The 26,688-nt window shown below is 60.2% G+C and carries 17 protein-coding genes; 11 read left to right on the forward strand and 6 right to left on the reverse strand.

Translation table 11 applies throughout. The annotated features are described in order from the left end of the window. The first annotated feature begins 97 nt into the window (after positions 1–97). Together RG540_RS31325 and RG540_RS29285 are read left to right on the forward strand one after the other, a co-directional pair. Positions 98–2,524 (forward strand): PAS-domain containing protein, encoded by a 2,427-nt coding sequence (locus RG540_RS31325; protein ID WP_065814456.1) that lies wholly within the window; start codon positions 98–100, stop codon positions 2,522–2,524. 147 nt (positions 2,525–2,671) lie between these two features. Continuing rightward, complete coding sequence (locus RG540_RS29285; RefSeq protein WP_041366576.1) at positions 2,672–3,889, forward strand: GGDEF domain-containing protein; 1,218 nt, start codon at positions 2,672–2,674, stop codon at positions 3,887–3,889. A 90-nt stretch (positions 3,890–3,979) separates the two neighbouring features. On the opposite strand, the gene RG540_RS29290 is transcribed toward RG540_RS29285, so the two are convergent. After that, entirely contained in the window at positions 3,980–6,178 is a 2,199-nt protein-coding gene (locus RG540_RS29290; protein WP_051909900.1) for an alpha-amylase family protein, read from the reverse strand. Between the two features lie 131 nt (positions 6,179–6,309). After that, complete coding sequence (locus tag RG540_RS29295) at positions 6,310–7,452, reverse strand: LacI family DNA-binding transcriptional regulator (RefSeq protein ID WP_080725135.1); 1,143 nt, start codon at positions 7,450–7,452, stop codon at positions 6,310–6,312. Positions 7,453–7,729: 277 nt separating this feature from the next. On the opposite strand from RG540_RS29295, the gene RG540_RS29300 reads away from it, so the two are divergent. The 6 genes from RG540_RS29300 to RG540_RS29325 all read left to right on the forward strand — a co-directional run bounded on the left by RG540_RS29300 (position 7,730) and on the right by RG540_RS29325 (position 16,035). Beyond that, entirely contained in the window at positions 7,730–9,346 is a 1,617-nt protein-coding gene (locus tag RG540_RS29300) for an ABC transporter substrate-binding protein (RefSeq protein WP_041365764.1), read from the forward strand. A gap of 166 nt (positions 9,347–9,512) precedes the next feature. Beyond that, entirely contained in the window at positions 9,513–12,092 is a 2,580-nt protein-coding gene (locus tag RG540_RS29305) for a hypothetical protein (protein ID WP_051909908.1), read from the forward strand. A gap of 93 nt (positions 12,093–12,185) precedes the next feature. Beyond that, positions 12,186–13,121 carry an ABC transporter permease gene (locus RG540_RS29310; protein ID WP_040125405.1) on the forward strand — a complete coding sequence of 312 codons (936 nt, stop codon included), beginning with the start codon at positions 12,186–12,188 and terminating at the stop codon, positions 13,119–13,121. Further along, positions 13,122–14,015: an ABC transporter permease gene (locus RG540_RS29315; protein ID WP_041365766.1), complete on the forward strand. Its 894-nt coding sequence runs from the start codon at positions 13,122–13,124 to the stop codon at positions 14,013–14,015. Further along, entirely contained in the window at positions 14,012–15,019 is a 1,008-nt protein-coding gene (locus RG540_RS29320) for an ABC transporter ATP-binding protein (RefSeq protein WP_041365768.1), read from the forward strand. The genes RG540_RS29315 and RG540_RS29320 overlap by 4 nt, the downstream gene beginning before the upstream one ends. Next, complete coding sequence (locus tag RG540_RS29325; protein ID WP_041365771.1) at positions 15,016–16,035, forward strand: ABC transporter ATP-binding protein; 1,020 nt, start codon at positions 15,016–15,018, stop codon at positions 16,033–16,035. Before RG540_RS29320 ends, RG540_RS29325 begins: the two co-directional genes overlap by 4 nt. 119 nt (positions 16,036–16,154) lie before the next feature. On the opposite strand, the gene RG540_RS29330 is transcribed toward RG540_RS29325, so the two are convergent. From RG540_RS29330 to RG540_RS29345, 4 genes are all read right to left on the reverse strand, one after another. Further along, complete coding sequence (locus tag RG540_RS29330; RefSeq protein WP_157884712.1) at positions 16,155–17,750, reverse strand: ABC transporter substrate-binding protein; 1,596 nt, start codon at positions 17,748–17,750, stop codon at positions 16,155–16,157. A 35-nt stretch (positions 17,751–17,785) separates the two neighbouring features. After that, a complete protein-coding gene (locus RG540_RS29335; RefSeq protein ID WP_041365774.1) occupies positions 17,786–18,898 on the reverse strand; it encodes a mandelate racemase/muconate lactonizing enzyme family protein in 1,113 nt (370 codons plus the stop codon). Between the two features lie 244 nt (positions 18,899–19,142). After that, entirely contained in the window at positions 19,143–19,982 is an 840-nt protein-coding gene (locus RG540_RS29340) for a MaoC family dehydratase (protein ID WP_041365776.1), read from the reverse strand. 3 nt (positions 19,983–19,985) lie between these two features. Beyond that, complete coding sequence (locus tag RG540_RS29345) at positions 19,986–22,370, reverse strand: CaiB/BaiF CoA transferase family protein (RefSeq protein WP_162182832.1); 2,385 nt, start codon at positions 22,368–22,370, stop codon at positions 19,986–19,988. A 223-nt stretch (positions 22,371–22,593) separates the two neighbouring features. Between RG540_RS29345 and RG540_RS29350 the strand changes: the two genes are divergently transcribed. From RG540_RS29350 to RG540_RS29360, 3 genes are all read left to right on the forward strand, one after another. Beyond that, positions 22,594–23,586 carry a LacI family DNA-binding transcriptional regulator gene (locus RG540_RS29350; protein WP_051909910.1) on the forward strand — a complete coding sequence of 331 codons (993 nt, stop codon included), beginning with the start codon at positions 22,594–22,596 and terminating at the stop codon, positions 23,584–23,586. A 434-nt stretch (positions 23,587–24,020) separates the two neighbouring features. After that, positions 24,021–25,250 (forward strand): sterol desaturase family protein, encoded by a 1,230-nt coding sequence (locus tag RG540_RS31330; RefSeq protein WP_080725138.1) that lies wholly within the window; start codon positions 24,021–24,023, stop codon positions 25,248–25,250. A gap of 28 nt (positions 25,251–25,278) precedes the next feature. Next, complete coding sequence (locus RG540_RS29360) at positions 25,279–26,682, forward strand: hypothetical protein (protein ID WP_041365780.1); 1,404 nt, start codon at positions 25,279–25,281, stop codon at positions 26,680–26,682. Positions 26,683–26,688: the final 6 nt, after the last annotated feature.

The following is a 26,688-nucleotide window of genomic DNA, read 5'->3' on the forward strand; positions in this document are numbered from 1 at the left end:
GCGGCGGAATGGTAGGCGATCTTCATTGGCGACAGCATTTCCCCCACAGTTACACTCATCTTCGCTGCCCGCGGCCCCGGACGGAGATGCTGTTTCGATGGCAATTGCCCGAAACATCGCTCACCGACGGACGACAGTTTTTGTTATCGGCGCGGATGCAGCCAAGCTGGATCTCAGTCAGCTGCCAGTGGAAAACATTGAGATTTCGGTTGTCTCCGCGTGCGACCGCCCGGAGAACCTGCAAACAGTCGTCGAGGCGTCACAACCTCACCTTATCCTGCTCGACATCACGTTTGCAGACCTGTGCGGCGTCCAGATCTGCCGCAACCTGAAGCTCAGTTCGGGGACGTCTGAAATACCGGTGATCCTGGTCGCTTCTCAGGGCGATATCGAAGGACGGATCGCCGGTTTTGAGGCCGGTGCGGCTGACTGTGTCTCAAGCATGATCGACAGCAGGGAACTTGGCGCGCGCGTGAATACTCAACTGGCATCAAGCCGTAGCCGCAAGCAGATTCTTGGCCACGAACAACAGCTCCGCACCGCACTCGCCAGCATGAGCCAAGGGGTTTGTCTCTTCAACGGCGACGGCACGTTGGCGCTGTCCAACAGTCGCTACGCCGAGGTTTACGGCGTGGACCCAGCCTTGATCCACCCTGGGCAGTCGCTCGAAGACATTATAAAGCTGAGAGACGAAGTCGGCGCCGTCCCGACGATGTCCACAGAGGAATATCTCGCATGGGCGGAAGACACGAACACTGCCGATGCTTCGCAAGTCTGGATAAAAGAACTTAAAACCGGAAAAGTCATACGAGGCTGCCATCAGCGCACCGCCGACGGGGGATGGGTGTCGACGCATGAGGACGTTACCGAGGCGCGACTAGCCGAACGATCCCTTGCTCAAGCTCATGCTCAGGCCGAACACGCAGAGCAGGAGGCGCGGGCAGCCCATGCGCGCCTGCTGGCCGCCTTCGAAGTCGTCCCCGAAGGCTTGGCACTGTTCGATGAAGACGATCGATTTGTGATGTGGAACCGCCGCTACGAGCAACTTTACGCCGATAGCGGCGCCCCCCTGGTCAAGGGCATGGGTTTCGAGGATAGACTTCGCAGCGGGTTGCAGCGTGGCCAGTATCCCGAGGCGATCGGCCGTGAGGAAGAATGGTTGGCCGATCGGTTGGCCCGTCACGCAGAGCCGAAGAGTGCTCATGAGCAGCGCCTGCCGGGGAACCGCTGGGTGCGGATCGAGGAAAGACGCGTTTCAGGTGGCGGAAGCGTAGGGATTCGCGTCGACATCACCGATCTCAAGATGCGCGAGGCTTCCTTCCGGCTATTGTTCGAAGGAAACCCTCTGCCGATGTGGGTTCAAGACCGTGAGAGTCTCCAGTTTCTCGACGTCAACCAGGCGGCTCTTGATCATTACGGCTATGATCGTGACCTTTTTCTTTCCATGACACTTCTGGACATCCTTCCGCCGGAAGATTGGGGAAGAATGAGAGTCGCGGCCACTGCTGCGGGGCATGGCAGCGAAACCAATCGGTCTCAGCGGCATCGGACCGCTCGCGGAGCCGAAATCGAGGTCTTTATCTATTCAAGCCAACTTGCCTTCGACAGTCGTCCGGCATCGCTGATTGCCGCTGTCGACGTCACCGAGCGGAAACGGGCGGAAAGGGCGCTGCTTCAGCACCGCGATGATCTCGAGGAAACAGTGCGCAGCAGAACCGCAGAAATTGCGCGTCAGGCTGCGGAGCTTGAACGGATGCTTGATCAAGAGCGGCAGGTCAACGAGTTGCAGCGGCAATTCGTCTCGATGGCGTCTCACGAATTCCGGACGCCGCTTTCGATCATCGACGGTGCGGCGCAGCGTCTCGTTCGCCGCAAGAACGCGGTCACGTCGGAATTCATCGGTGAGAAGACGGAGCAGATCCGCGGTGCGGTCTCGCGAATGCTTGAGTTGATGGAAAGCATTCTGGCGGTCGGGCGCTTGGATCACGGCTACATCGATATCGTTCGCAAGCCGTGCGCACTGGGCGACATCATTGGGACCTGCAGTGCGCGGCAAGAGAGCATACGCAAATCGCACCGGTTCCTGCTCGATCTGGAGCGGCTTCCCTCGACTATTTATGGCGACGGTGCGGCGCTGGAGCAAGTGTTCACCAATCTCTTCTCAAATGCCGTGAAATACGCGCCGGACGCTCCGAACGTCTATGTCACGGGGTGGCAGCAAAACGACTGTGTCCAGATTACCGTTCGCGACGAAGGCATTGGCATCGACGCGGATGATTTGCCGAAGATGTTTGGGCGCTATTTCCGGGCGAGAAGTTCGTCCGGCATCGCTGGCACGGGTATCGGCCTGAACCTGGTGAAGCAGATCGTCCAGTTGCATGGCGGCGAAATTCACGTCGACAGCGCGAAGGGCGAGGGAACGGTGTTTACAGTCAATCTGCCGATCGCGCGGCCTGAGCACATGGAGGCGGACACGGCCGGGACGATCGACCGGATAAACCTGCCGATCGAGGCCCAGGCGTAAAAGTAAAACTGGCGACCCGAGTCCGGTCGGCTCGCTAGCCCGTCTTGTCCCCAGTCATCTGCACCCTAGATCCGGCGCATGGACGCCAAGCGAATTACAGGTTCTACCAAATCGGTAACAGCGTCTTCGCGGAAACCTCTGCCGAGGCTGAGCCCAGCCATTGTGGAACAGGTCGAGCGCCTTCTAGGCGGACGCACGCGGGATATCCGGCTCAATGGGGACCTGGCCCGGCTTTTTCGCGAACGTTCCTGGCCGCAGACCGCCAAGATCATCCGCGCGTGGATGATCTGGGTTATCGTGCTCGATGTCCTGACGTTGGGCCTCTACGCGATCCTGCTCCCGACCCAAACCGTGGTGACGATGCTGTGGCCGGCATCCCTCCTTCCGCCCGCAGCTCTTGTCGCCGCGATGGTCTTCCTGCGACCGCACGCCTTGTGGCTGCAGGGAGTTATCATTCTCTCGGCAGTCTTTCTCATTCTCCTGTCCGTCGCTTTGGTAGGTGTTCACGCCGGTGGCGAGTTCTACGAACGCCATCTGACTATCATGCTTTTTGTGGCGGTCACCGCCATCATTATATTTCCCATTCCGCTTGGTTGGGCGATAGCGATCAGTGCTTTTGCTCTCGGTATCTATTTTGTTTTTCAACTGCACAATCCGAACATCGAGGTGGGAAGTGCTCTGGCCGGAACGCTGTTTTTCGCGAGCGGTGTGGTAGCAACCATCGTTGCCCGACGCACCGCAACGATCCTGGCTCACAAGACTTTCCTGCTCGAGTTACGAGATCGAAGTCGCCTCGCGGAGCTAACTGACGCCAATTCCCAGCTGGAACTGCTTGCACGAACCGACCCGCTGACTGGCGTCGCCAACCGGCGTTCGATGATGGAGACGCTCCATCATTTCTGGAACGCCGACCTTAAACAAACGAGCGGTGCGGCGATGCTGATGTGCGATGTCGACGACTTCAAACGCCTCAACGATAATCTCGGGCATGCCGAAGGCGACCGATGCCTTGTGAAAGTCGCCGGCATCATCCAAAGCAGTATGAGGGACGAGCGAGACCAGGTCGCCCGTTATGGAGGCGAAGAGTTTCTTGTCTTCCTCCCGGGCGCCGACGAACAGGAGGCCAGGGTGATCGCCGAGAGGATCCGCAACCGAGTAGAAGCTGCGTCTCTTCCAAACCCCACCTCTCGCGTCGTTCCTTATGTGACTGTCAGTATTGGAGTGGCGATATTGATGCAAGACTGCGGACTGGTGTCGGCAGAGCAGCTTCAGCGCCAAGCGGATGCGGCGCTCTACCTTGCCAAAAAGGCCGGTCGCAACTGCCTGGTGGTCCATACTCCAGAGACCGACCAGGCCCCCGATTGACCTGCCGGCTCCCGTATCGGGTCTTCATGTCCAAAGACCATGAAGCACGATCGGCGCCGCCCCGACGGCAGCCTGCGGTTCCGGATTTAGCTATGCCGGATCAAAGTCCATAACGGCGACTTCGTGATCCGCGACGGCCGACACCTCGAAAACAAGCTCGGTGCCCTGCTTTATGGCCGGAACAGAGCGGCCGCTTACGGTCAGGCGAATGTTAGAGGATACTATTCTCGAGCCGATGCGCAGGCGGACCGTGATCGGACCGACGGGCAGAAGTTCGTCCTGTCGTCCCGGCATTTTCGCCATGATCAGGCGGTTGTTGAGATGCAGGATATAGCGACCTTGCTGCTCGTAAAGCGCCGGGCTTATGACACCGTGCCCACCTTCGAGCGACACCAGTTGTCGATCAGCGAGAGCCCAACGGACAGCGTTGGCGATGATCGTCGCATGTTCCGGATGCTCGTCCCGGGCAAAACACCGGTCGAGATCGCCAACCAGCCAGATTAGCTTGCTGCCGCCAGCCGGCTCGCGGAGCGTGATCATCGGCAGATCCGACCGGGGCTGGCGCATCCAGGAGGTTTCCGGCGGGTAGATCGGGAAATCGGGAACGAAGGTTGCCAGGACCGCCACGTCATCATCGACGCTGACGACGGGAAGGAAGCCGCCGAACGGGATCGTGTCCGTTTCCTCCAGACCGCTTAACAGCGGATGGCGTATTCCGACGGCAGCCGGCGCCGTGTTATCCGTCGGGCCATAAAGGGCAGCCCGCAGTTCCGGGACAAGGCGGAGATAGGTATGTCTTGCGGCGGCCTCGATATCCGGGTTGGCGAGCTCCTGCCCGCCCCGTGACCCGCTGCCGCGGTGCACGCCAAAAAGATCCGCCAGTCCAAAATCTCGCCTTTGATCGCCTGAACCATCATAGAGGCTGGTTTCGGACGTGGCGATTACCGAGCCACCCGCTTGCGCGAATGCCTTTACGGCGTTCACCTGATCGTCTGACATCGCGCCGAGATTGGGCAGAATGAGGACACCCACGCGGCCGATCGCACCAGCCACGTCTTCGGCGTGGATCGGCAAATAGGTGATCCCGGCGCGGTCGAGAGCACGGATCGCTCCCCTGTAGGGATTCATCGTGCGGTCGTTGGCTTTGTCCTGGCCATGGAAGTCGTGGTTGTCCTGCGACCACACCACGCCCACGTCGGCCAGCGGCCTGCGATTGAGAAGAATATCCTCATTGGCTTCATGCCAAGAAAAGATCGGTTCTGCGCTTTTATACTGGCGCCGGTCTTCGTGGAGTGAGCCGATATGGTGCCACCACGGCTGGATGCCCCCGGCAAAGCCGGCCGACGACCATAACCTCACCTCTGCAGCGGGCATGCTTGCGAGCCGGAAGGCCGGGCTTCCGAGCTGGTATTGCGGCATGCTTTCCGGAATGAGCTTTTCCCAACCGCCCACTTCATGCAACCGCTTGCCCGCTTCCGTATTGTCGGCAAACCCATCCACGGGATTGCGGCGCTGGTGGTCGAGCATGACGATTTCGGTGCGCGCGAGAATGGCTTTCAGATCGATGAAACGCGAACTATTGTTCAGCACGTCGCCGCTGATCATGCCCATCCACCGGCAATGTTTGCCGCCGGCTTTCATCGTGACGGAGTTGTTGAGTTCCCAGATGTCGGTGCGGCGCTGATAGTTCCAGCGCACCCATCGCCGATAACGCTCGTCGGACCAGTCTTGAGCAGACGGCAGGTCGATGCCGGCATGAGCGCGGAACTGCTCTGCGCAATGCCGGCAATGGCAGATGTTCTTGCGCGGAATACCGGCCCAGCTGTTGTCGGCAAAACCGTCCGGATTGCTGTGTTCTATAATTTCCCGCATGACCTGCGGCAGATATTCCCAGTAGTAGGGCGAATTGATGCAGGTGACATATTTGTCCGCCTGACGATATGGTTTTCCGGTCGCGTCGACGCAGATCCAATCTGGATGAGCGCGGTAAAAGTCCTCCGCGACCCGGTTCGAATCCATGCGGGCTATCACCTTCAGCCCCGCTTCCCGTGCATCCTTGACGATTTCGCCGTAGAGGTCCCTTTCCCCAAGCGTGTGAGCGCGATGATGAAGCGGGAAAACGGAAGGATAGTAGGCAACAATGCCGCCGGCATTGACGATCACGCCTTGGATGCGCGTCCTTTTCCAGTGAGCCCGCCACCAGGCGCCATCGTAGCGATCGGGATCGATCTCGACCAGGTTGGTCTGTCCCCAACGTGTTGCGGTTCTGTACCAGGGTTCTTCAGCCATTAAGTATCCTCCCTTGGCCTGCCGGCTTCTTCTGCGATCAACCTCTTGTCTGCCGATCCGCACGGCGCCTCCTCGACGCGCTTGCTCAGATCATGTCCGTCTACCCAACAGGTCTTTCGCGCGGCAAGGGTTCAGCGATCGTCGCCTGCGGCACGCGTCTGTTGGAGCGCCACGGCCGGAGCCGCAGCATCGTCATCCCGCAGCGGTTGTGCCCTGCGATCGGTGCTGGCGCGCTTGACGATATCGAAGCCGACGTCAACGATGCGCTCATCGTCCGGCTCGCCGTCCAGCTGTCGGCGCAGGGCAATCACCGCGTCGTGTCCGACGGTCCAGCGATGTGTTCTGACACTCGACATGGCGGGCGACGCCGCCTCCATGAAATCCTCGTCGTTGAACCCGGCGATGCCGAAATCATTCGGAACCGACAAATCGCGGGCCTGGCACTCGAAGAGGGCGCCAAGCGCCAGCACGTCGTTGTTGCAGAAAACCGCATCCATACGGGGCTCCCTGTTCCAGAGCTCGCTAATCAGTTCCCGACCCATTGCAGGTGTCGAATATTGATGCTTGTCCCAACTGCCCCGCAGCGCGAGCGCGCCAAGATCACCGGCTGCGTTCGTCAATCGCGGATCGAATATCCCGGCTTCCTCGAGCGCTTCGACGTAACCCGACAGACGCCCTTTCGAACGGCTGTTCATCCAACCGCTGAGAAAACCGATACGGCGATATCCGACTTCGATGAGATGTCGGGTCATCGCCTTGGCGGCGTTGTGGTGGGAAAATCCGATGATCTTGTTGACCGGATTGTCGGACAGATCCATGATCTGGATCACCGGGCAGTTGGCTTTTTCCAGCATCCGCCGGGAAGCGGCATTCTGATCAATGCCCGAGACGATCAGGCCGGCCGGCTTGTGCCGGAGAAGCTCAGCCAGAAGTCGTTCCTCCTCGTCCAGATCGTAACGGGTGTTGCCGACCTGGATGTGCAGCCTCGTATGGCCTATCCCGTCATAGATGCCGCGCAGTACATCCGCGAAGATGTGCTGAGTCAGGGAGGGAACGAGGACGCCGACCACATCGCTGCGGGTGGATGCCAGGGCCCTCGCATTGAGATTAGGCACATAGCCAAGCTCGCGGACAGCGATATCGATCTTTTCGCGCAGCATATCGGAAACCAGCGATGGATCGCGCAAGGCCCGGGAGACGGTAATCGCTCCCACACCCGCCAGTGCGGCCACATCGGCTATCGTGGGTCTACCGTCCGTCCGGCGTTTCGACATCTAAGGCTCCATCAAGTGGATGTCCGACGGCGTCGCATCTGCAGAGATGTTTGCCGCACGGCCATGTTTGCGATGGCTGGAATGATATCCGCCTTGCCCCAGCTAATCCATTTTCTCTGCCGGGCCTTTCGGCCTTTGTCTCCGCTCATGCTAAAAAATCGCTCTTCAGTGCTTGACGATCCGTCGATGGCAGCGCTACCATCGGATTGCATTGTTCGTCAACCGTCTTGTGCCGTGGAGGCGGAACAGGGTTCGGTACGCCCAGGGAGGGAGTGACATGGCAATATCTCGGCGCATGTTTATCGGCAGCACGGCTGCAACTATTGCTGGTGCAAGCATAGCGACCAGTTTGGGCGGATCTGCTTTCGCACAGGCACCAGACACGCTGCGGCTGGCCTTTGCCGCCCGCGGCGTACGCACCATAGATCCGGCACGTTCGATTCAGGGCGCCGACGAATGGGCCATCATTCATATCTTCGACAAACTGGTCGAAGTGCCCCTTGGGCATTTCCCGACCAGCGTCGCCGAGGTCCAGCCAAGCCTTTCGACCAGCTGGTCGGTGACACCGGACGCCAAGAGTTGGACATTCCAGCTTCGCCAGGGCGTGAAATTCCACAAGGGCTACGGCAACCTGACGTCAGACGACGTGAAATTCACGTTCGATCGCCTGCGTAACGACAAGGCACTGGGCGGCAACCGCGTCCTGTTCGACAATATCGCGGACGTCAAGGTGGACGGTCCGACGACGGTGATCTTCACCCTCAACCTGCCGGACCCGCTGTTCATCATGGGTCCGCTCAGCCATTATTCGTCGAGCATCATTTCCCGCAAGGCGCTCGAGGAAAAGGGTGCGCCGGCCTTCGAAAAGGATCCGATCGGAACCGGGCCTTACCAGCTGGCCAGTGTCGAAAGCGATCCCTCACAGGGCGTGAAGCTGACCGTCAACAGGGATTATTTTGGAGACGCGCCAGCAACTCCCAATCTTCAGATCCGCTATATCGCCGATACAACGGCCCGGACGCTGGCCCTGTTGTCCGGCGACGTCCACATGATCGAAGGGGTGCGCGCGCCGGGCTGGGTGCCGTCGATCCAGCAGCGGAATGCCAAGCTGCACTTCGACGTGGCTTCACCGGGCAGCTTCTTCACAGTGTCGATGAACCTGACTGTCAAACCTTTCGACGATATCCGCGTTCGACAGGCGATTGCCTATCTGATCAATCGCGACGAACTCGCGAGCGCCATGGCACCGGTCAGCCAGCGCACGTATGGCCTCAATCCGCCGTCGTTTCTCGGCGGTTTCACCGCCGATACCATACCGGCGGCCGTGCGCTACGACCACGATCCGAAAAAGGCCAAGCAACTGCTGGCCGAAGCAGGCTTTCCGAACGGGTTGTCTTTCAACGCCTATACCTCGCAGCGAGAAGACTATTCCTCGGTGATGCTGATCATCCAGGAACAGCTTCGCGCCGGCGGCATGGATATGAAGCTGGACATCAAGGACCACACGGCCTTCCATGCTGACCAGGCGAAGGGCACCAATACGATGTTCCAGCGCTCGGCAGCCTATCCTCCGGTACCGACCCAGGCGATCATCGAGCAGCTGACGGCCGCCGCTGAGGTCAAATCCGACGGCTCGGGCGGTCCGAATTTCAGCCACTACGGCGTCGCCATTCCCGGCATCGACGACATGCTGAAGAAAGCGATGCAGGAACCCAATCTCGAGAAGCGTGTGAAGCTGGTCCAGGAGATCGAGGTCAAGTTCCTGACCGACATGCCGCTCCTGCCGATCAGCGACAACGGCTATCTGGTCGTGCGCGCCGCCAATGTCGACCTCGGTTACGAACTCAAGTCGGGTTACGCCCACTGGCGTCTGACAAGAGCGAAAATCGGCTGATCGACGTCGCGTGACTTCCAAACGACGACGCCGACCGGGAACCCTTCCCGGTTGGTCCGACCACGGCCAATTCAAGACATTCGTTTGCCGGGGGCGAAGGCCGCGGAGCGCAGGTAATCGCCGCCGCATGCAACGACGAATGGTTTCATATTCTAAGGATGACGTTATGACTGCACCGACTTCGGTCACCATTGTTCTGCCTGATGCGGATGACGCAGCGTTTCATCCGGTCCGTTGGGCGGCGACCGAACTGCAGGCGGCCCTTGCCCGCCGCAATGTGCAGGCTCAAATCGCGAGCGCCGCACAATCGGGAACGATCATCACCGTCTCCGGAGCCGGTCTCCCCGGGAACCCCGACATGGCGGTCGACCTGCCGGAGACACCGGAGAGCTTCGTTCTTACCCGTCAGGGCGATCGCATCTCGGCCTGGGGCTCCGACATCCTCGGACTGGTCTTCGCTTTGACTGAACTCGCCGACCGTGTGCAGTTTGCGTCCGGAGTGGATCTCTTCGAGGGAACCTACCCGCTTCTCGAGCGGCCATCCGCCCGCGTGCGCAGCATGAGCCGGATGTTTTGCAGCGAACAGGAAGACAAGGTCTGGTTTTACGACCGCCAGCAGTGGCGCGACTATCTCTCGATGCTCGCGGCAAATCGGTTCAACCGCTTCTCGCTCGCACTCGGCTTCGGATATAACTATCCCTATCACAACCCCTGGATCACCGACGTCTACTTCTATTTCCCCTATCCATATCTGCTCGACCTTCCAGGCCATGACGTGACGGTGGTGGAGCTGCCGGAGGACGAGCGCGAGCGGAACCTCGAAATGCTCAAGTTCATCGGCCGGGAAGCCGCCAGGCGCGGCCTTGAATTCCAGCTTGCGCTGTGGACCCAGCGATATGATTTCGATGATGTGCCACGCGCCAATTATACCGTCCGCGGCGTCACCAAGGACAATCTCGCACCCTATTGCCGCGAAGCAATCACCACGCTTCTAAAGGAAATACCGGAGATCACCGGCCTTACCTTCCGGGTGCATGTGGAAGGTGGCATCGCGGAAGGCGAATACGGATTTTGGGAAGACGCGTTCGCGGGCGTTGCGGCTGCCGGCCGGCCCGTTGAAATCGACATGCACGGCAAGGGTCTCGACCACAAGATGATCGGGATTGCCCGTGACAGCGGCATGCCGATCGCCGCCTCGCCAAAATATCTCGCAGAGCATATGGGGCCGCCCTACCACCAATCGGCAATCCGCGAGAAGGAATACCCGCCGGAGGTTGCTCGCAGCGAACGGGAGCAACTGAGCGAGGGGTCGCGAAAATTCCTGCGCTACTCCTATGGCGATCTGCTGACGGCCGACAAGGACTACAAGGTCATCTACCGCATCTGGCCGGGCACGCAGCGCGTGCTCCTGTGGGGAGATCCCGAATTTGCAGCGGGTTACGGCCGCAGCTCGATGTTTGCCGGGTCGGACGGCGTGGAATGGTGCGAGCCGCTGGGCTTCAAGGGCCGCATGGGGACCGGCATTCCGGGCGGACGCTTCAACTATCAGAAGCAGGGCTATGCCACGCGGTACGACTGGCAGAAATACGACTATCAGTATCGGGTCTGGGGCCGGTTGCTCTACAACCCCGCCGCGCCGCGCGAAAGCTGGATGCGCTATCTCCAACAGGTCTGCGGCGATGCCGCCGAGGAATGCGAAAAAGGAATGTCCTGGGCAAGCCGTGTTCTGCCGCTGGTTACTCTCGCGCATGGGCCATCCGCCTCGAATAACCACTATTGGCCGGAGGTCTACACCAATCTTGCACTCGTCGAAGGCTCCGGTCGACGCGCCTATGGGTTCGACATGGAAGGTCCGGTTCGGTTCGGCAATGCACCGACATTCGATCCGACGCTGTTTGCCAACGCGCGTGAATATGCCGAACTGCTGCTCGCCGGAGAACCATCGCATCGCTTTACGCCGCTGGATGTCGCCGATTGGCTGGATGAGATGGCAAATGGCTGCGAAAGCGAAGTCCTGAAAGCCAACAGCGCGTCCAGCTTCGGCAGTATTGCCGTCCAGAGAATGCTCATCGATATCCGGATCTGCGCCGGACTGGCGCGGTTTTTTGCAGAACGCTTCCGGGCAGCATGCTGGGCTGAACTGTTCGTCGCCACCAAGGTCACGCCGTTGATGGACCGCGTTATCGACCATGCAAGACGTTCGCTGATGGCATGGGAAAAGATTGCCGATATCTCGCGCGATCTTTACGCCGATGACCTCACCTATGGTCCGCAATCATGGCTGCGTGGATCCTGGCATTCGAGGTTGCCGGAAATGCAGGCGGAAGTGGCAGATCTGGAGTCGCTCCGCGGCGGCGGTTGCTATGAGAGCGTTGAGGCGAGCCCGAAGGCCGCAGCGGCAATCGCCGCGCTGGAGGCACGTTTTCCGGTTCTGTCCCACCCCTCCGGCGTGACCGGTGCGCCGACCTTCAAGCCGGGCGCCGATTTCGAAGTCCTATTCGATGGAAAGGCGGAAGGTGAACCGACCCTGCATTACCGACACATCAACCAGGCAGAGCGGTGGAAGTCGCTTCCGATGAAGGACCAGGCCGGAGGTTTTGCCGCCACGGTGCCGGGCAGCTACACCCAGTCGCGATATCATCTGCAATATTTCGTCAGCTTCCGGCAAAATGGGCGCTCTTGTCTGTCGCCGGGATTGCAGCCCAACCTGTCCAACGAGCCTTATTTCACGTCGTTACAAAATTGAGATTGGCTGTCGGCGGTTTGCTGCGTGAAAATAGCGTGTTCCGGAATGCGAGGAGGCAGGATCGGAACCGCGACCAGGGAGGAGGAACACACCATGGCGCGATATTTGCTGCTGAGACTGGCCGATGCCATTCCCACGGTTCTGCTTGTGCTGACGCTCGTCTTCATCGCCATGCGCATCTTGCCCGGCGACCCGGCGATCGCGGCCCTGGGGGACATGGCAACACCCGAACAGCTGGAAATCTTCCGCGAGCGGATGGGGCTCAACGCCCCGCTGTGGATGCAATATTTCAGTTTCCTGTGGGGGATGCTGACACTCGACTTCGGCACGTCGCTGATGAACAATCAGTCGGTGCTCAGGCTGATTGCCTATAACCTGCCCTATACGATCGAGTTGACTATTGTCGCCATGATCATGGGGGTCGGCGTCGGGATTCCACTCGGCGTGCTGGCCGCGACACACAGGAACAAGGCACCGGACGCCGCCGTTCGCGGATTCTCGCTACTGGGCTACGCCGTCCCGGACTTTTACCTCGGCGCCCTGCTGCTGATCACCTTTTCGCTGAACATGGGGTTATTTCCGATCAATGGCGGCGGCGAAGGTTTTGTCGACCGCATGCATCACGTCTTCCTGCCGGCCTTAACGCTTGCCATGGTCAAGGCCGCGTTCATCGGACGACTGACGCGAACCTCTCTGCTGGAGGTGTTCGGCAAGGACTATATTCGCACCGCACGTGCCAAGGGCGCTCGGGAACGCCGGGTCATTTACCGGCACGGCCTGCGAAACGCGATGCTTCCGCTCACCACAGGCATCGGCCTCAGCATGCTTGCGACCCTGTCCGGGTCGGTCGCGATCGAACTGGTTTTCAACCGGCCGGGGATCGGCAAGCTGCTCATCAGCGCCATTGCTGAACGTGACTACGCGGTCATCCAGGGCGGTGTTGTGATTTTCGCGCTGTTTGTCGTGCTCATCAACCTCCTGATGGATCTCGTTTACATCGTCGTCGATCCCAGAATCCGGGTGCAGTAAATGGTCGTCACCACCGAAAACTCCCAGCTCTCCTCACCCTTGCTCGCCCCGGAACCGAAGCCGCTTAGCCAGATCGGTTATACGTTGTTCTCGCGCCCCTCGACCATCATAGCGTTCGTGGTCGTGCTGATCTTTATTGTAGTGGCGATCTTCGCGCCGCTCCTCGCGCCATACGATCCGCTTGCCCAGAGCATCCTCAAGATCAACCGGCTCCCCTCGGCCAGCAACTGGCTCGGCACCGACCAGTTCGGACGCGACGTACTCTCGAGAATGATCCACGGCTCCCGCAATTCGTTGATTTTCGGCCTGATTTCTCCGGTACTGGCGGCGATCTGCGGGACTGTCCTCGGCGTCGTCGCAGGGTATTTCGGCGGCATAATCGATCGGGTGATCTCGCGCCTGATCGACCTGCTGCTGGCTTTCCCCGAACTGCTGCTCGCCATCATGATTGCGGCGGTGCTGGGTGGTGGCTTCTGGAACGTCATAGCAGTTATCACCGTCGCCTTCATTCCCGGCTTCGCCCGCGTGGCGCGCGCCTCGACGCTCGCGGTCAAGCAAGAGCCCTATATCGAGGCGGCCACGGCGATCGGCCTGCGCACGCCGGTCATCATCTTCCGTCACGTCATTCCCAATATCGCAGCACCGATCGTGGTCCTGATGACGCTCTGGGTCGCCTCCGCGATCCGCCTTGAGGCGTCGCTGAGCTTCCTTGGCATCGGCACCCAGCCGCCGAACCCGAGCTGGGGCAATATTATCCGCGACGGCCTCAACAATCTCTTCGGTTCGCCATGGCCGATCATCGGCGCCGGCTTCGCTATCACCTGCGTCGTCCTCTCGTTCAACCTTCTGGGCGACGTTGTGCGAGACGTGCTCGATCCGGAGATCTCCGAATGACGGTGCCGCTCCTGAAGGTCGATAATCTTGCCGTCGAATTCGGCCCGAAGGCCAACCCGATCCGGGTGGTCGATGGCGTGAGTTTCGAAATCCCACCCGGAGGGGCGGTCGGAATCGTCGGGGAATCCGGATCCGGCAAGTCGATCACCTCGCTCTCCATCCTGCGGCTGATCTCCGAACCGCCCGGACGCATCGTGCAAGGCCGTATCGAATTCAACGGGGTCAACCTGCTCGACCTCCCACGCTCGAAAATGCCCGAAATCCGCGGCCGGGACATCGCGATGATCTTCCAGGAGCCGATGAGTTCGCTGAACCCGGTCATGAAGATCGGCGACCAGATCGGCGAGGCGGTCATGCTCCACGAAGCAATGACCGGCGAGCAAAGGCGCGCGCGTGTCATCGAAATGCTGGGGCTGGTCGGCATACCGGATCCGGCCGGACGCGTGGATTCCTATCCGCATCAGTTCTCCGGCGGAATGCGTCAACGCGTGATGATCGCCATGGCATTGGCCTGCAACCCGAAACTACTGATCGCCGACGAACCGACGACGGCGCTCGACGTAACCATCCAAGCACAGGTTCTCGACCTGATGCACAAGCTGCGTCGCACGCTGAACACTGCGGTACTGCTGATTTCGCACGATCTCGGCGTTATTGCGGATGTCTGCGAGCGGGTGGTGGTGATGTATGCCGGCAGGGTTGTCGAGGAAGCGGATGTCCTTTCGATTTTCCGCACGCCCTGTCACCCCTATACGCGGGGATTGTTGCAATCAATCCCGCGGCTCGACGACGACCGCGATCGTCTCTACCAGATCCCGGGATCGGTGCCGCTGGCCGGATCGATCAAGACAGGCTGTCCTTTCTACGAGCGATGTTCCTTGCGCATCGAAAAATGCGCCAGGGAAATGCCGCCGATGTTCTCCTTCGGACCGGACCAACGGGCGGCATGCTGGGTGACAGCCGGACAGGCGGATGCAAAAAAGAAGGAGGCATCCCTGCAATGACCGATCCCATCCTTCGCGTCGAAGATCTCGGCAAGACGTTCGGTTCCGGCCTCGGCTTCAGCCTCGGGAAGCGGTCCGACGATGTGCGTGCCGTCGACGGCTGTTCCTTCTCGGTCAATCACAGCGAGACGCTGGCGCTTGTCGGCGAATCCGGTTGCGGGAAATCCACCCTCGGTCGCCTTCTGCTGCGGCTGATCGATCCCACGGCTGGCAGGGTCCATTTCGACAATACCGAGTTGACCGGGCTGGCGCCCGCACAGATGCGCGACATGCGCCGCCACCTGCAGATGATCTTTCAGGACCCTTACGGCTCGCTCAGCCCCCGTCGCACGGTGGCCCAGATCATTGCCGAGCCGTTGGATGTGTTCGGCCTGGTCAGGTCCCGGCGCGACCGGCGGGAACGCGTTGCGGACCTGATGAACCAGGTGGGGCTCTCTCCGAGCTTCATGGACCGCAACCCGCGGCAGTTTTCCGGCGGCCAGCGCCAGCGCATCGGCATTGCACGCGCGATCGCGGTCGATCCGAAATTCATCGTGGCCGACGAACCCGTCTCCGCTCTCGATGTCTCCGTCCAGGCGCAGATCATCAACCTGATGCAGGACCTTCAAAGGAAGAAGAACTTCTCCTTCCTGTTCATCGCCCATGACCTTGCTGTCGTTCGCCACATCGCCGATCGCGTGGCGGTCATGTATCTTGGTCGGATCGTCGAGATCGGGCCAAAGAAACAGATCTACGGGATGCCGCAGCATCCCTATACGCAGGCGCTGTTATCGGCAGCGCCTGAACCGGATCCCGAACGCAAGGGCAAGCGCATCATTCTGGAAGGCGACGTCCCGAGCCCCAAACGCGTGCCGCCAGGCTGCAGTTTCCATACCCGGTGCCCAATCCGGCAGGAGATCTGCAGCATCGAGCGACCGCCGCTGCGCGAAGTCGCACCGGGCCAATTGGCGGCATGTCATTTCGCAAAGCCGTTTCCCATCCCGCTCGCCAGACCGTCTCCGGCGATCCCGGCCTGACGGCGCCTCACGGCAAACCTCAAGACGGATTGCCGTCATTTTCCGAGCAACAAAAAGCCATCCCCCGCAAGTGCGACGCGCTTGCGGGGGATGGCGGATTTGGAACTCGATCGACGACGTCAGGCGGTCTTGGTGGCGCGATGGAAACGCCAGCGGGCGTAACCGCTCTTGACCGGATAGCCGAGGTTGACGCGCTTGTTGCGAGCCACGGTGAAGGAAAGGCTCGAAAGCGCGATCAGCGGCAGATCACGCAGGACCTGCAGCTCGATCTTCTTGCAGAGTTCGAGATAGGTGTTGTAGTCGGTCGCCTGCAGAGCCTGGCTGAGCAAATCATCGATACCCGGCATAACCACACCGTAGTGGCTATAGGCACCGCCGCCCTTGCCATCCGGCTTGGCTTCCGATTTCGACGAAAGCTGCTGGAAATAGAGCTGGGTCGGGATCGGCGGATAACTGGACGAGTGCATCGCAAGCGTGTTTTTGTCGCTGCGATTGTCGGCGTGATAGGCGGTATGATCGCCGATCTTCAGGTTCATGCGCATGCCGACACCGCGTAGCTGTTCCTGCACGATCAGCATCGTCGATGAATAGTCTTCGCGCTGGCTGCAATTGCTGTCGAAATCGAAGCCGTTGGGGAAGCCCGCTTCCGCCAGCAGCGCCTTCGCCTTTGCCGGATCGGGCTTGTACTGCAATTCCGGCGGCAGGTCCTCCGTCTTGAAACCGGCCGGGAAAAAGTCCGGCTGCAGACCGGCCATGAACCCGCCCATCGGCTTCAGCGCGTCGGCGACAGCGTGACGGTCGATCGCATACATCAACGCCTGGCGGACCTTGAGGTTGTCGAAAGGCTTGCGTTTCAGGTTGATGTGGAGCGTGTTGAACGACCCCGGCTGCGTCATGTCGAATTGCAGGGTCGGATCACGCTGAAGCATCGAATCCACCCAGCCAGGCGCGCGGACGGCCTCGATCATGTCGACATTGCCGGAGAGAAGCGCCAGTGTCCGGGCTGTGGTATCGGCAATGAAAACACATTCGACGCCGGCGATCTTCGCCTTGGTTCCCCAATAGCCCTCGTGGCGCTTCATGGCTTCGCCCCACTCGCTGTCAAAACGGGTGAGTTCATAGGGACCGGTTCCCACCGCATCCGTCATGAATTTCTCGGCACCGATCTTGTCGAAGGCTTTCTTCGAAACGATCGAGGTATTGTTGGAAAAGATCGTCGTACCCAGCAGGTTCACGTCCGGCGTCTTCAGGACGACGTCGACCTCGTACAGCCCCTTGGCGACCACATCCGCGACATTCGACATGATGGTCTTATTGGTGCCATCGGCAATGGCGCGCTTGTAGGAGAAGACGACATCCTCCGACGTCATCTCTCCGTAACCCTTGTGGAACTGCACGCCCTGACGCAGCTTGAAGGTCCAGGTCTTGGCGTCTGACGACGATTTCCATTCGGTCGCGAGCGTCGGCACGTATTTGTCGGGCGTCGTGGCGAAATCGCCATCTTCCGGCCGGACGAGCTGTTCGTACATCTGCTCCGTCGCCCAGTTGTCGGAACCCTGTGTGGTGAAGTTGGGGTCGCTGGTGCGAGGGCCGCCCGCAGCAATGCCGATGCGAATGACATCGGTGCTCTTCTGGGCATTGGCGGTGCTGGGGATACCTGTCGCGCTCAGCGCCGTGGCGGCTGCCGCCAGTTCAAGAAATTCTCTTCTGTTCAAGCTCATTATCTCCTCCCAAAGACAAGTTTCGCTTTTCAGCTTCGCCGTTTGTCCAATTCGGCGTCGTGGATCACCAGACCGAGACCCGGACCGCTCGGAACTTCGAATTTTCCATTTGACGGTTTTGGCGGATTGGCAAACGCGCCATGCATGCGCGTCGACGGATCGGCGAATTCCGCCGGCTTCGTCAGATGCATGATGGTCGCCAGAACGTGCAGGTTAGCAGCATGTGCAATGGTCGGCTGGGTCTGATGCGGCACCAGTTCGACGCCGTGTGCGTAACAGACCGCAGCGCATTGCATGAGCCCGGTGATGCCGCCCATCTTGATGATGTCCGGCTGCACCATGCGGACACCGGCATTGATGATGTCGATCAGTGCCTGGGTGGTGTAGGTCTGTTCCGCCGCCGACACGGTGATGTCCAGACGCTGCGCGACCTCTCCCATCGCGCGCACGTTATAGTGTTGGACCGGTTCCTCGAACCAGAGGTAACCGAGCTCCTCCAAAGCTCGGCCCACCCGGATCGCTCCGCCGACCGAATATTGATTGTTGGCGTCGAAGGCGAGCGGGAAATCGTCGCCCACCAGCTTGCGCACTGCCTTGGCTTTGGCGATATCGCCCGGAACGTCATAGTCCTGCCGAGTGCGATCGCCGTCCCAGCGGACCTTGATAGCGGCAGGCGTCTCGGATTTCCAGCGCGCCTCGACCGCCTTCACGGTCTCGTCGACGGTGCGTCCGGCATTCCCCCCGATCGAGGCATAGAACGGTATTTCCGTGCGCCAACCGCCGCCGAGCAGCTTGAAGATCGGCTGGTCGAAATATTTGCCCTTGATGTCCCACAGCGCAATATCGAGGGCCGCAAGCGCGCCCGTGACGGCCCCTTCCGGGCCAAGCTTCACATATTTATGCAGCAGCTTGTCGTAGAGGACCGCATGGTCCAAAGCATCAACCCCAACCAGGGAAGATGCAAAGTCACGAACCACCCCGAGCGAGTGCTCGCCACCCATCATCGGCGAGGCCTCTCCATGTCCGACAATGCCGTCGGTGGTCGTCACGCGGACGATGGCGCTACGGCGACCCGGCGGCTCGTTCGGTTCCCAGCTAACCTGAAAAGCCTCGATGGATTTGATCGTCGTCGCCGTCGCCACTGCGCACCTCATTAAGACGAAATCACCCGGCCAAAGCCGATCCCAAAATCTCGATAGGAGCCATGTCCGTCCATAGTGGCCGTTAGCCCGATGCCGACATGCAGTTCGCTGACCTCGTACGACTCTCCCCGGCCGCATCGATCATGTGACCGACTTGATGCCGTCACCCTCTTCCATCCTTGCAGCATTGCGCAGTTTGCATCCGTATGCAAGCGCTGCTTTTCGAAAAATATGGCTGAGGCAATCATGGGCCGGGAGTGTCATAGGCATAGATCTGGGTGCGCCGAAAGCGCGCGACGAGAAGCCCATCCGCCAGCAGGAATTCCTCGGTCCCCAGATAATGCTTGCCCTTGCGCTGATAGACCTGGGCGACCTGCCCTACCGTTGCAAGCCGCTGGCCGGGCCTGACCTGCGCAAAGTGCTCGGTCTCGATCTCCGTCAAGACGACCGGCGAGGGAAACCGGAAACTATTATGCGCATCTCCCATCGCAAGACGCATGGCGCAGCCGGAGTGGACGATGCCCTCACGCTTGTAGAAAGGTTCGCCCTCTCCGAAGGCGCGCAGAGATGCCTCGAAATCACCCTGGGTCAGCACCCGGTTGGCCGTGGTCAGTGACATGCCCGGCTGGAGGCTTCCTACGTCGCCTTTCGAGGGAACCTCCGGTCTCGGAATGGGCGCAAATGCCGATATATCGGGCACGACCGGAGCCGCGTCAGGCAGGCCGACCCAGCCGCTGGCCACCTCTTCGCCCCCCTCGTTGGTCACCGAAACCTGCGCACGGCGCATGGCTGCGTCGCCCTCCAGCATTCCGGCGCGAATGAGGAGACGACCGCCGTTATAAACGGGCCGGCGAAAGCGAGCACCCATGGCGCCGCGTCTCGTCCAGGCCTCTCCCCAGGCCTGCAGTGCAACGCGACTTATGTGACCGTAAACGAAAGCCCCCGGAATGAGCGCAGCCTTGTAACCCCGCGCCCGGGCGATGGCATCATCGTGGATCGTGCCGACATAACGCGGATCGTTGTCGAGCTGGATATCGCCAGTCAGATCTCTGGGGAAAACTAGGGGCATATCGTCCTGATCCATCTATCAACCATCCGGAAAAGGGACCGTGGCCATAACATCGCCTGCCGAAACGCGGGCGATTTCAAGGGCAGGCAGGGCGAGGATATCTTCGAGGACATACCTATTGTCTCCGCCGAACTGCGGGGCCGGGCGGCGCTGGCTGCCCGGCGTCCGACTGAGGTGGATCGGCAGGCCCGGATAACGATGCCGCCCGGCATCCGGATGATCAAGCTCCGTGAAGAACCCCCGATGGGCAAGATAGGTGCTGGAGGCGACATCGGCGGCATTGGCAACCGGGGCGGCGGCCACCCCGGCATATTGAAGAAGCCTTGCGACCGCGTGCTTGTTTCGCACAGCAGTCCACTCGGACAGTATCGCAGTCAGTTCCGTTTCATGGCGCTTGCGTGCTGCAAGATCGGAGAACCGCGGGTCGGTTGCGAGCCCAGGATGCCCGATGGCGGAACAGAGCGCCTGCCATTGCACCTGGTTTTCGGCAGCGATGACCACCCATTGGTCTTCGCCCCTTGCCGGAAAAGCGTCATGCGGCGACATGTTCGCAACGCGGTTGCCATCCGGGAGGGGGTCGACCCCGCTCTCGGCCGCCAGCAGGAGTTCCGCGCCGATGAACTGCATCGCCGCTTCGACCTGGGGCACCTCGACATACTGGCCCCTGCCCGTCCGGTCCCGATCATGAAGCGCCGTCAAGATCGCAGCAGCCGCGTTGAAGCCGCCGATCGGGTCTAGGTAGGAAGGCCCGCTGTTTTCCGGCTGCCCGCCCGGATAGGCCATCATTGCCGACATTCCGGTTGCCATCTCCATGGTCGGGCCCAGCGCTGCGTATCCCGACATCGGTCCGCTGCCTCCGAAAGCAGGGAGCTCCGCAACGATGATGTCCGGCTTGATTGCTGTGAGGCTTTCGTAGTCGAGCCCGAGTTTTGCGAGCGTGCCGGGCCTGAAATTGCAGATTAATATATCGGCGACGGCAACGAGTCGGCGCAGCGTACTGCGCCCCTCCTCCGTCTTCAGGTTGAGGATGCAGGAGAGTTTGTTGACATTCTGCGAGTTGAAGAGAAAGGACCGGTCGAATGGCCGGGAGCCCGGTTCGCCATCCGGAAAATTGATCGGGTTCGGCCTCTCCTTGTTGAGCCGCCAGGAATTCACGCGGTTCGGTGATTCCACATGGATTGACTGCGCACCGAAATAGGCAAGGACCCGGCCCGCCATCGGGCCCGCCCAGGCCGTGGTGATCTCGATCACTCTCAGACCATCGAGCGGCGGCAGTTGAGAAGATCTCGACGATTGCCGCGGCTGCCGGCTTTTGGCCTCCCAGACCGCGGGATCGATCTTCAGCGCCCCAAGTGCGGGCGCGCCGGATCTGACCACGCGCGGTGTGGCGCTCAAGCGGAACGGCGGGCCAAGGATCAGCCGGTCCTCGACCTTTTCCCAATAGTGTCGGCCGTTCAGGTGGCGGTTATGGATCTGCTCGGATGGACGATAGGCTTTTGCGGCAATGACCTGGGCTTTCTGCAGCCGATCCACCAGGTCCTCAGCAGGCCAGTTCGCGACCTTGTCCTGAATGATCTCGTAAAGGGTATCCCAATTTGCCCGCCGCACCTGGGGATCGGAAAAGCGCGGGTCGGTTTCCAGAGGGAGCAGATCGAGCGCGGTGCAGACCGCGCGCCAACGGTGATTGTAGATCCAGATGCAAACCCAACCATCGCGGCACTTCACTTGCCCTGCCGGGATCGTCTGGTCCTGCCTCGTGTGGATCGAACCGTTATAGATGTGTCGCATGACATAAGGGAAACACATGGCCGCAGCGGTTTCGGCGGCATCGATCGCCACGATCTGGCCGAGACCGCTGGAATGGCGCTCGTGCAAAGCCGTCATGATGCCGATATAGGCCGCCTGCCCTGCGGCAAACGATGCACGCTCGCCGACGCCATAGAGAGGTTCCCGCCCATAGGCGCCATTGTTGTTCATCATCCCGGACAGGGCCTGAAGAACGATCTCCGGCCCGCGCCACTCCTTCAGCGGTCCGTCGCAACCAAAGGCGGAGATACAGACCGCGATGCAGGCGGGATTGAGGTGCATGACCTTCTCGGGATCCAAATCCTCCGGCAGTAGGGCGATATCCGCCCCGCAAAGCATGGCCTCCAACGTCTCCTGCCCACCAGCGCTTGTCCGATCGATGACGACGGATTTTTTGCCGGTGTTCAGATGCCAAAATCGCAGCGAGAGGGCCGGATCGGCTAGAGAAAACGGCGGCATACGCCGGATAGGTGAGCCTTCCGGAGGTTCGATCAGCGTTATCTCGGCGCCGAAATCCGCCAGCAGCCGCGCGCAAAACTGTCCCGCCAGGGTATCCGAGAAATCGACGACCCGCAGGCCGTCCAGAGCTTTGGACATCCGCGTCTCCACCATCCGATTGTCTGGGCGGGTGTCCTCCCGACCGATGCCGAACCTAACGTGCGTTGCATACGGATGCAAGCTGGCCGTCCGCCTCAATTTTTCATATTGATGGCCGGCTGTTTGAGGCATAGTGAGAAGCGCGCATCGGTTGCAGCCAAGCCAAGGGGAGCCGTCATTGAGCAGGAATGAGACCGCCAGCGAAAAAAGCAGACGCAAGCCGATGACGGCGCGTGAACTTGCCCGCATGCTCGGCGTCAGCCAATCGGCGGTCTCACGCGCCTTTACGCCGGGCGCGAGCATCGCCCCCGAGTTACGGGAAAAGATCGTCCGTTTTGCCGAGAACGTGGATTACCATCCCAATGCGATTGCAAGCATGCTGTCGAAGAGCCGCACGAATATCGTCGGCATCGTCATCTCCGATATGCAGAACCCGTTCTATCCGGCGCTGATCGAGCAGCTATCGCGCGCCCTGCAGCGCATCGGGCTGCAGAGCCTGATGTTCAACGTCACCAGGGGCACCGATCTCGAGGAGCAGCTTTCGGCGCTGAGGCGCTACAATGTCGATGCGGTCATCATCATCTCCGCGACCATCCTGTCCGGCCCGACGCTGCAATGGGCAACCGACGGCAGGGCCGCGATCCTGATCAACCGCGTGGCGGAAGACACCGAACTCAGTTGTGTGATCTGCAACAATGCCGAGGGCGCGCGGGCCATCGCCGACCATTTTCATGCTATCGGCCGCCGTCGCGTCGCCTATGTCGCAGGCCTTTCGCACACAACAACCAATCGGGAGCGGCAGAACGCCTTTATCACCCGCGTCGCCGAGCATGGCATGACGCTTTCCGCCCTGATCGATGGCAATGAATACAGCTACTATGCCGGAAGGTCCGCTGCGCTCGACATTCTTGCGCGGGGAGAAACTGACGCGATCTTTTTTGCCAACGACATCCTTGCGGCCGGTGGCCTCGACGCGCTTAGGGAAAGCGGTGTGCGCGTGCCCGAGGATATCGCTGTCGCAGGCTTCGACGATATAAGCATGGCCGCCTGGCCGCATTACGATCTAACCACGTTCCGTCAGCCGATCGATACGATCGTCGATGTGGCAGTGACGATGCTGGAGAACGGTTCATGCGCTCCGGGCCAACCGCCGGTCATCCGCCGCATTTCCGGCGAACTCATCAAGCGGGGTTCGACCGGCATTACACGAGAATAGTCGGCGACAGACCTGGCCTGGCGGCATCGCCGAAGGTAACCAGCGACCGACCGTCGGGGCAGCCAATTTTTGCACGCCTGATCTAGGCGTTTTACAGACGCCAGCCCGAGTAGCTTCACGGAACCACTGTTCCCGATCGCGCGAAAGTGGCCGATCCTTCCGCAGTTCTGCAAAATACGCCTTTCGGAGGATGGATAGGCTGGCTTCCGCAGAACGCCGGCAGGATCGTCGGCCATTTGCCCAAGAAACCCATGGAAAGCTGCTCAAGGCTTAAACCTTTTGATCCTGTTGCCAGGACGGCTCAACGCGATACGATCCACCGGCGATACGGAGATAACCTAGGGCTCGGCTCGGAAAACGACCGACCTTGGGTTTTGCCGTAACTTGCGAAGCATGGCGAAGGCTCGATCCTTGGGGCGGATAGGGCACGAGCCTTGGAACGGATCGTTCGGCAGTTCGTCGCTGCGTTGCATGCCTTGCCACCCATGGCGACCATACACAGTCCCCCAATGCGTCCTGACGTGAAGCACGTTCGGCTCCACGCAACGAGTGAAAGGGAACAAATGGAAAATCTACAGACATATTTTCTGAATTTTCCGCAGTTCGCCGTCACGTGGGGGATTTTCTTCGGCGCGGGCTTGCTGAGCTTCTTCTTCCTGCTGTGGAGAGACCGATCAGACTTTTCATTCCGCGAAATGTTCGAGCACTGCGTGCCTTTCAATGTGCTCACATCGAAGAGTTTCCACATGGATGTCATCATCTATGTCTGGAGAAAGCTGACGGATCTCGTCTTCGTCGCCCCGGGGCTCGCGGCCACGGCTCTGGTATCCAGCGCGACGGATTTTGGTCTGCGATCCGTCTTTGCAGATTTTTCGCCGCTGGGTATCAATTACGTCGTGACGTTCGCGTGCACGATCGTAATGCTGATTGCGGCCGAATTTGCCGATTATCTGGTGCATTACCTCGAACACAAGGTGCCCGCCCTGTGGGAGTTGCACAAAGTCCATCACTCGGCCGATTTCCTCAATCCCCTGACATCCAAGCGCGGCCACTCCTTCCCGCTGGTCTATGGTGGGATCGCCGCCGGCGTGATCACCGGCACATTTGCCGGGCTGTTCATGTTCCTGTTCGGCATCAGCCTCGTCGAAGCGGTCGCCCTGCGGGCCGTGGCGAGCAAGATATTCACCATCTGGACGCTCGATCCCCTCAAGCACTCGCATATTCCGGTCAGTCTGGGTTGGTTCGACCGGTTCCTGATCAGCCCCCACATGCATCAGATCCACCACAGCAAGGTCGAGCGCCATTGGGACAAAAATTTCGGAACCAACCTTTCGATCTTCGACTGGATGTTTGGAACCGGCTACCGGCCTGAAAGAGGAGAAAAGGCAGTGTTCGGCATCTCCGGCTACAGCAACGCCTCATTGCAGAAATTCAATACGTTCAAAGGCGCCTATTTCGATCCGGTCATGAGGAGCTGGAAGGCGATCGTCGCCCAAGTGCGCCCTGACGTCCATGCCAAGCCTGGCGCCAAACAAGACCCGCCGACGTTCATCATCGAAACACAGAAGAGGACGGAGCAAGGCGCCGAAACGGCTGGTTCGGCTCCGGCCGCCATCGGCCCACGACCTCCTTCGCCGGCATCAAATAGCGGAACGATCGGCTGATGGGCGCTGGCAACGACAGGTATCGCGCATGAGTTTGGAGCCCATCGGAATATTTACGCTCGTTCTGGGGCTCTATTGCCTGTTTGCAGGATACCATACGAGCATCGTCGTGTTCATCGGCCTTTCCGTTTTTGGCGCTGCGGCCGCGATCCTGATCGGATCCGCAAACATCCAGCCGGCGCATCTTTTTCTCGCATTCCTTGCCCTCAGCGTCCTGACCTATCGAGACAAGTTCAACATCGCGCTCAAGGCACTGTCCTTCCCCAAGCCCGGGTTCTGGCTGGCCTGTCTGCTGATCTACGGAACAGCGTTGGGTTTTTTCGCGCCGCGCCTGCTTGCCCGCATGACGGACATCATCCCGCTCGGCGTTTCCGAATATCCATCCACCGGCCGCACTGTGCCTTTGGGGCCGGTCTCCAGCAATTTCACCCAGGCGGTCTACGTTTCCGCAGATCTTCTTGCCTATGTCCTGATCCTGGCAATCGGATCCACCATGGCCGGCTTCAGGGCAATCACCATCGGGGTTCTGGTATTCGCCGGCGCGAATGCCTTCTTTGCCGTACTCGACATCGCAACCTATGGCACTGGGGCTCAAGACCTTTTTCTCTACATCCGCAACGCCCAATACACATTTCACGACGATGACGTCGTCGCCGGTGTCAAGCGTATCGTCGGCTCGTGGCCGGAAGCGTCGGCATTCGCCGGGATCAGCCTCGCCTCAGTCGGGTTTACCGGCACGCTGTGGCTCTGTGGGCGCGACCTGAGATGGAGCGGCGCCCTTTTCCTTGTCACGACCTTGCTGGTGATACGGTCTACGTCGTCGGCGGGCCTGTTGGCTTTGCCGTTTTGCTTCGTGATCCTGTATATCACCGCCTTGTTCCGTTCCGGCGGGCAGTCCGGAACCCGGAACAGTTCGGCGATCGTGCTGTTTGCACTGCCGCTGATTTGTCTCGTCGCATTGGTCATTGCCCTCAATGATGCGCTTTTCCGGCAACTCTACGACTATTTTGACCTGCTCATCTTCAGCAAGTCCACCTCGTCTTCCGCGGTCGAACGCGGTTCCTGGAACACCTATGGATACCAGAATTTTCTCGACTCCTACGGTCTCGGGGTTGGCCTCGGCACCTCCCGCACGTCGAGCTTCCTGTTCGCGCTGCTCTCCAATGTCGGAATACCCGGAACGATCATGTTTTTGCTCTTTGCGATTTCGGCATTCTCGAAACGGCGCGGGACGCCGCGCACCTTCACCTCGGATATCCGGCTGGCCGCGCGCAACGGCTGCGCCTGCCTGATGATCGGCGCCATGGTTGCGGGGCCGACCGTCGATCTCGGCCTTGTGTTCTTCATCCTGGCCGGCCTTTCGAGCGCCGAGCCGGATGGCGAAACGCTGACCGCTCCGTCGACCCGCTACATGACGGCAAAGGTGAGTTGATTGCGC

The organism is Neorhizobium galegae bv. orientalis str. HAMBI 540 (assembly GCF_000731315.1).
Lineage (GTDB): Bacteria > Pseudomonadota > Alphaproteobacteria > Rhizobiales > Rhizobiaceae > Neorhizobium > Neorhizobium galegae.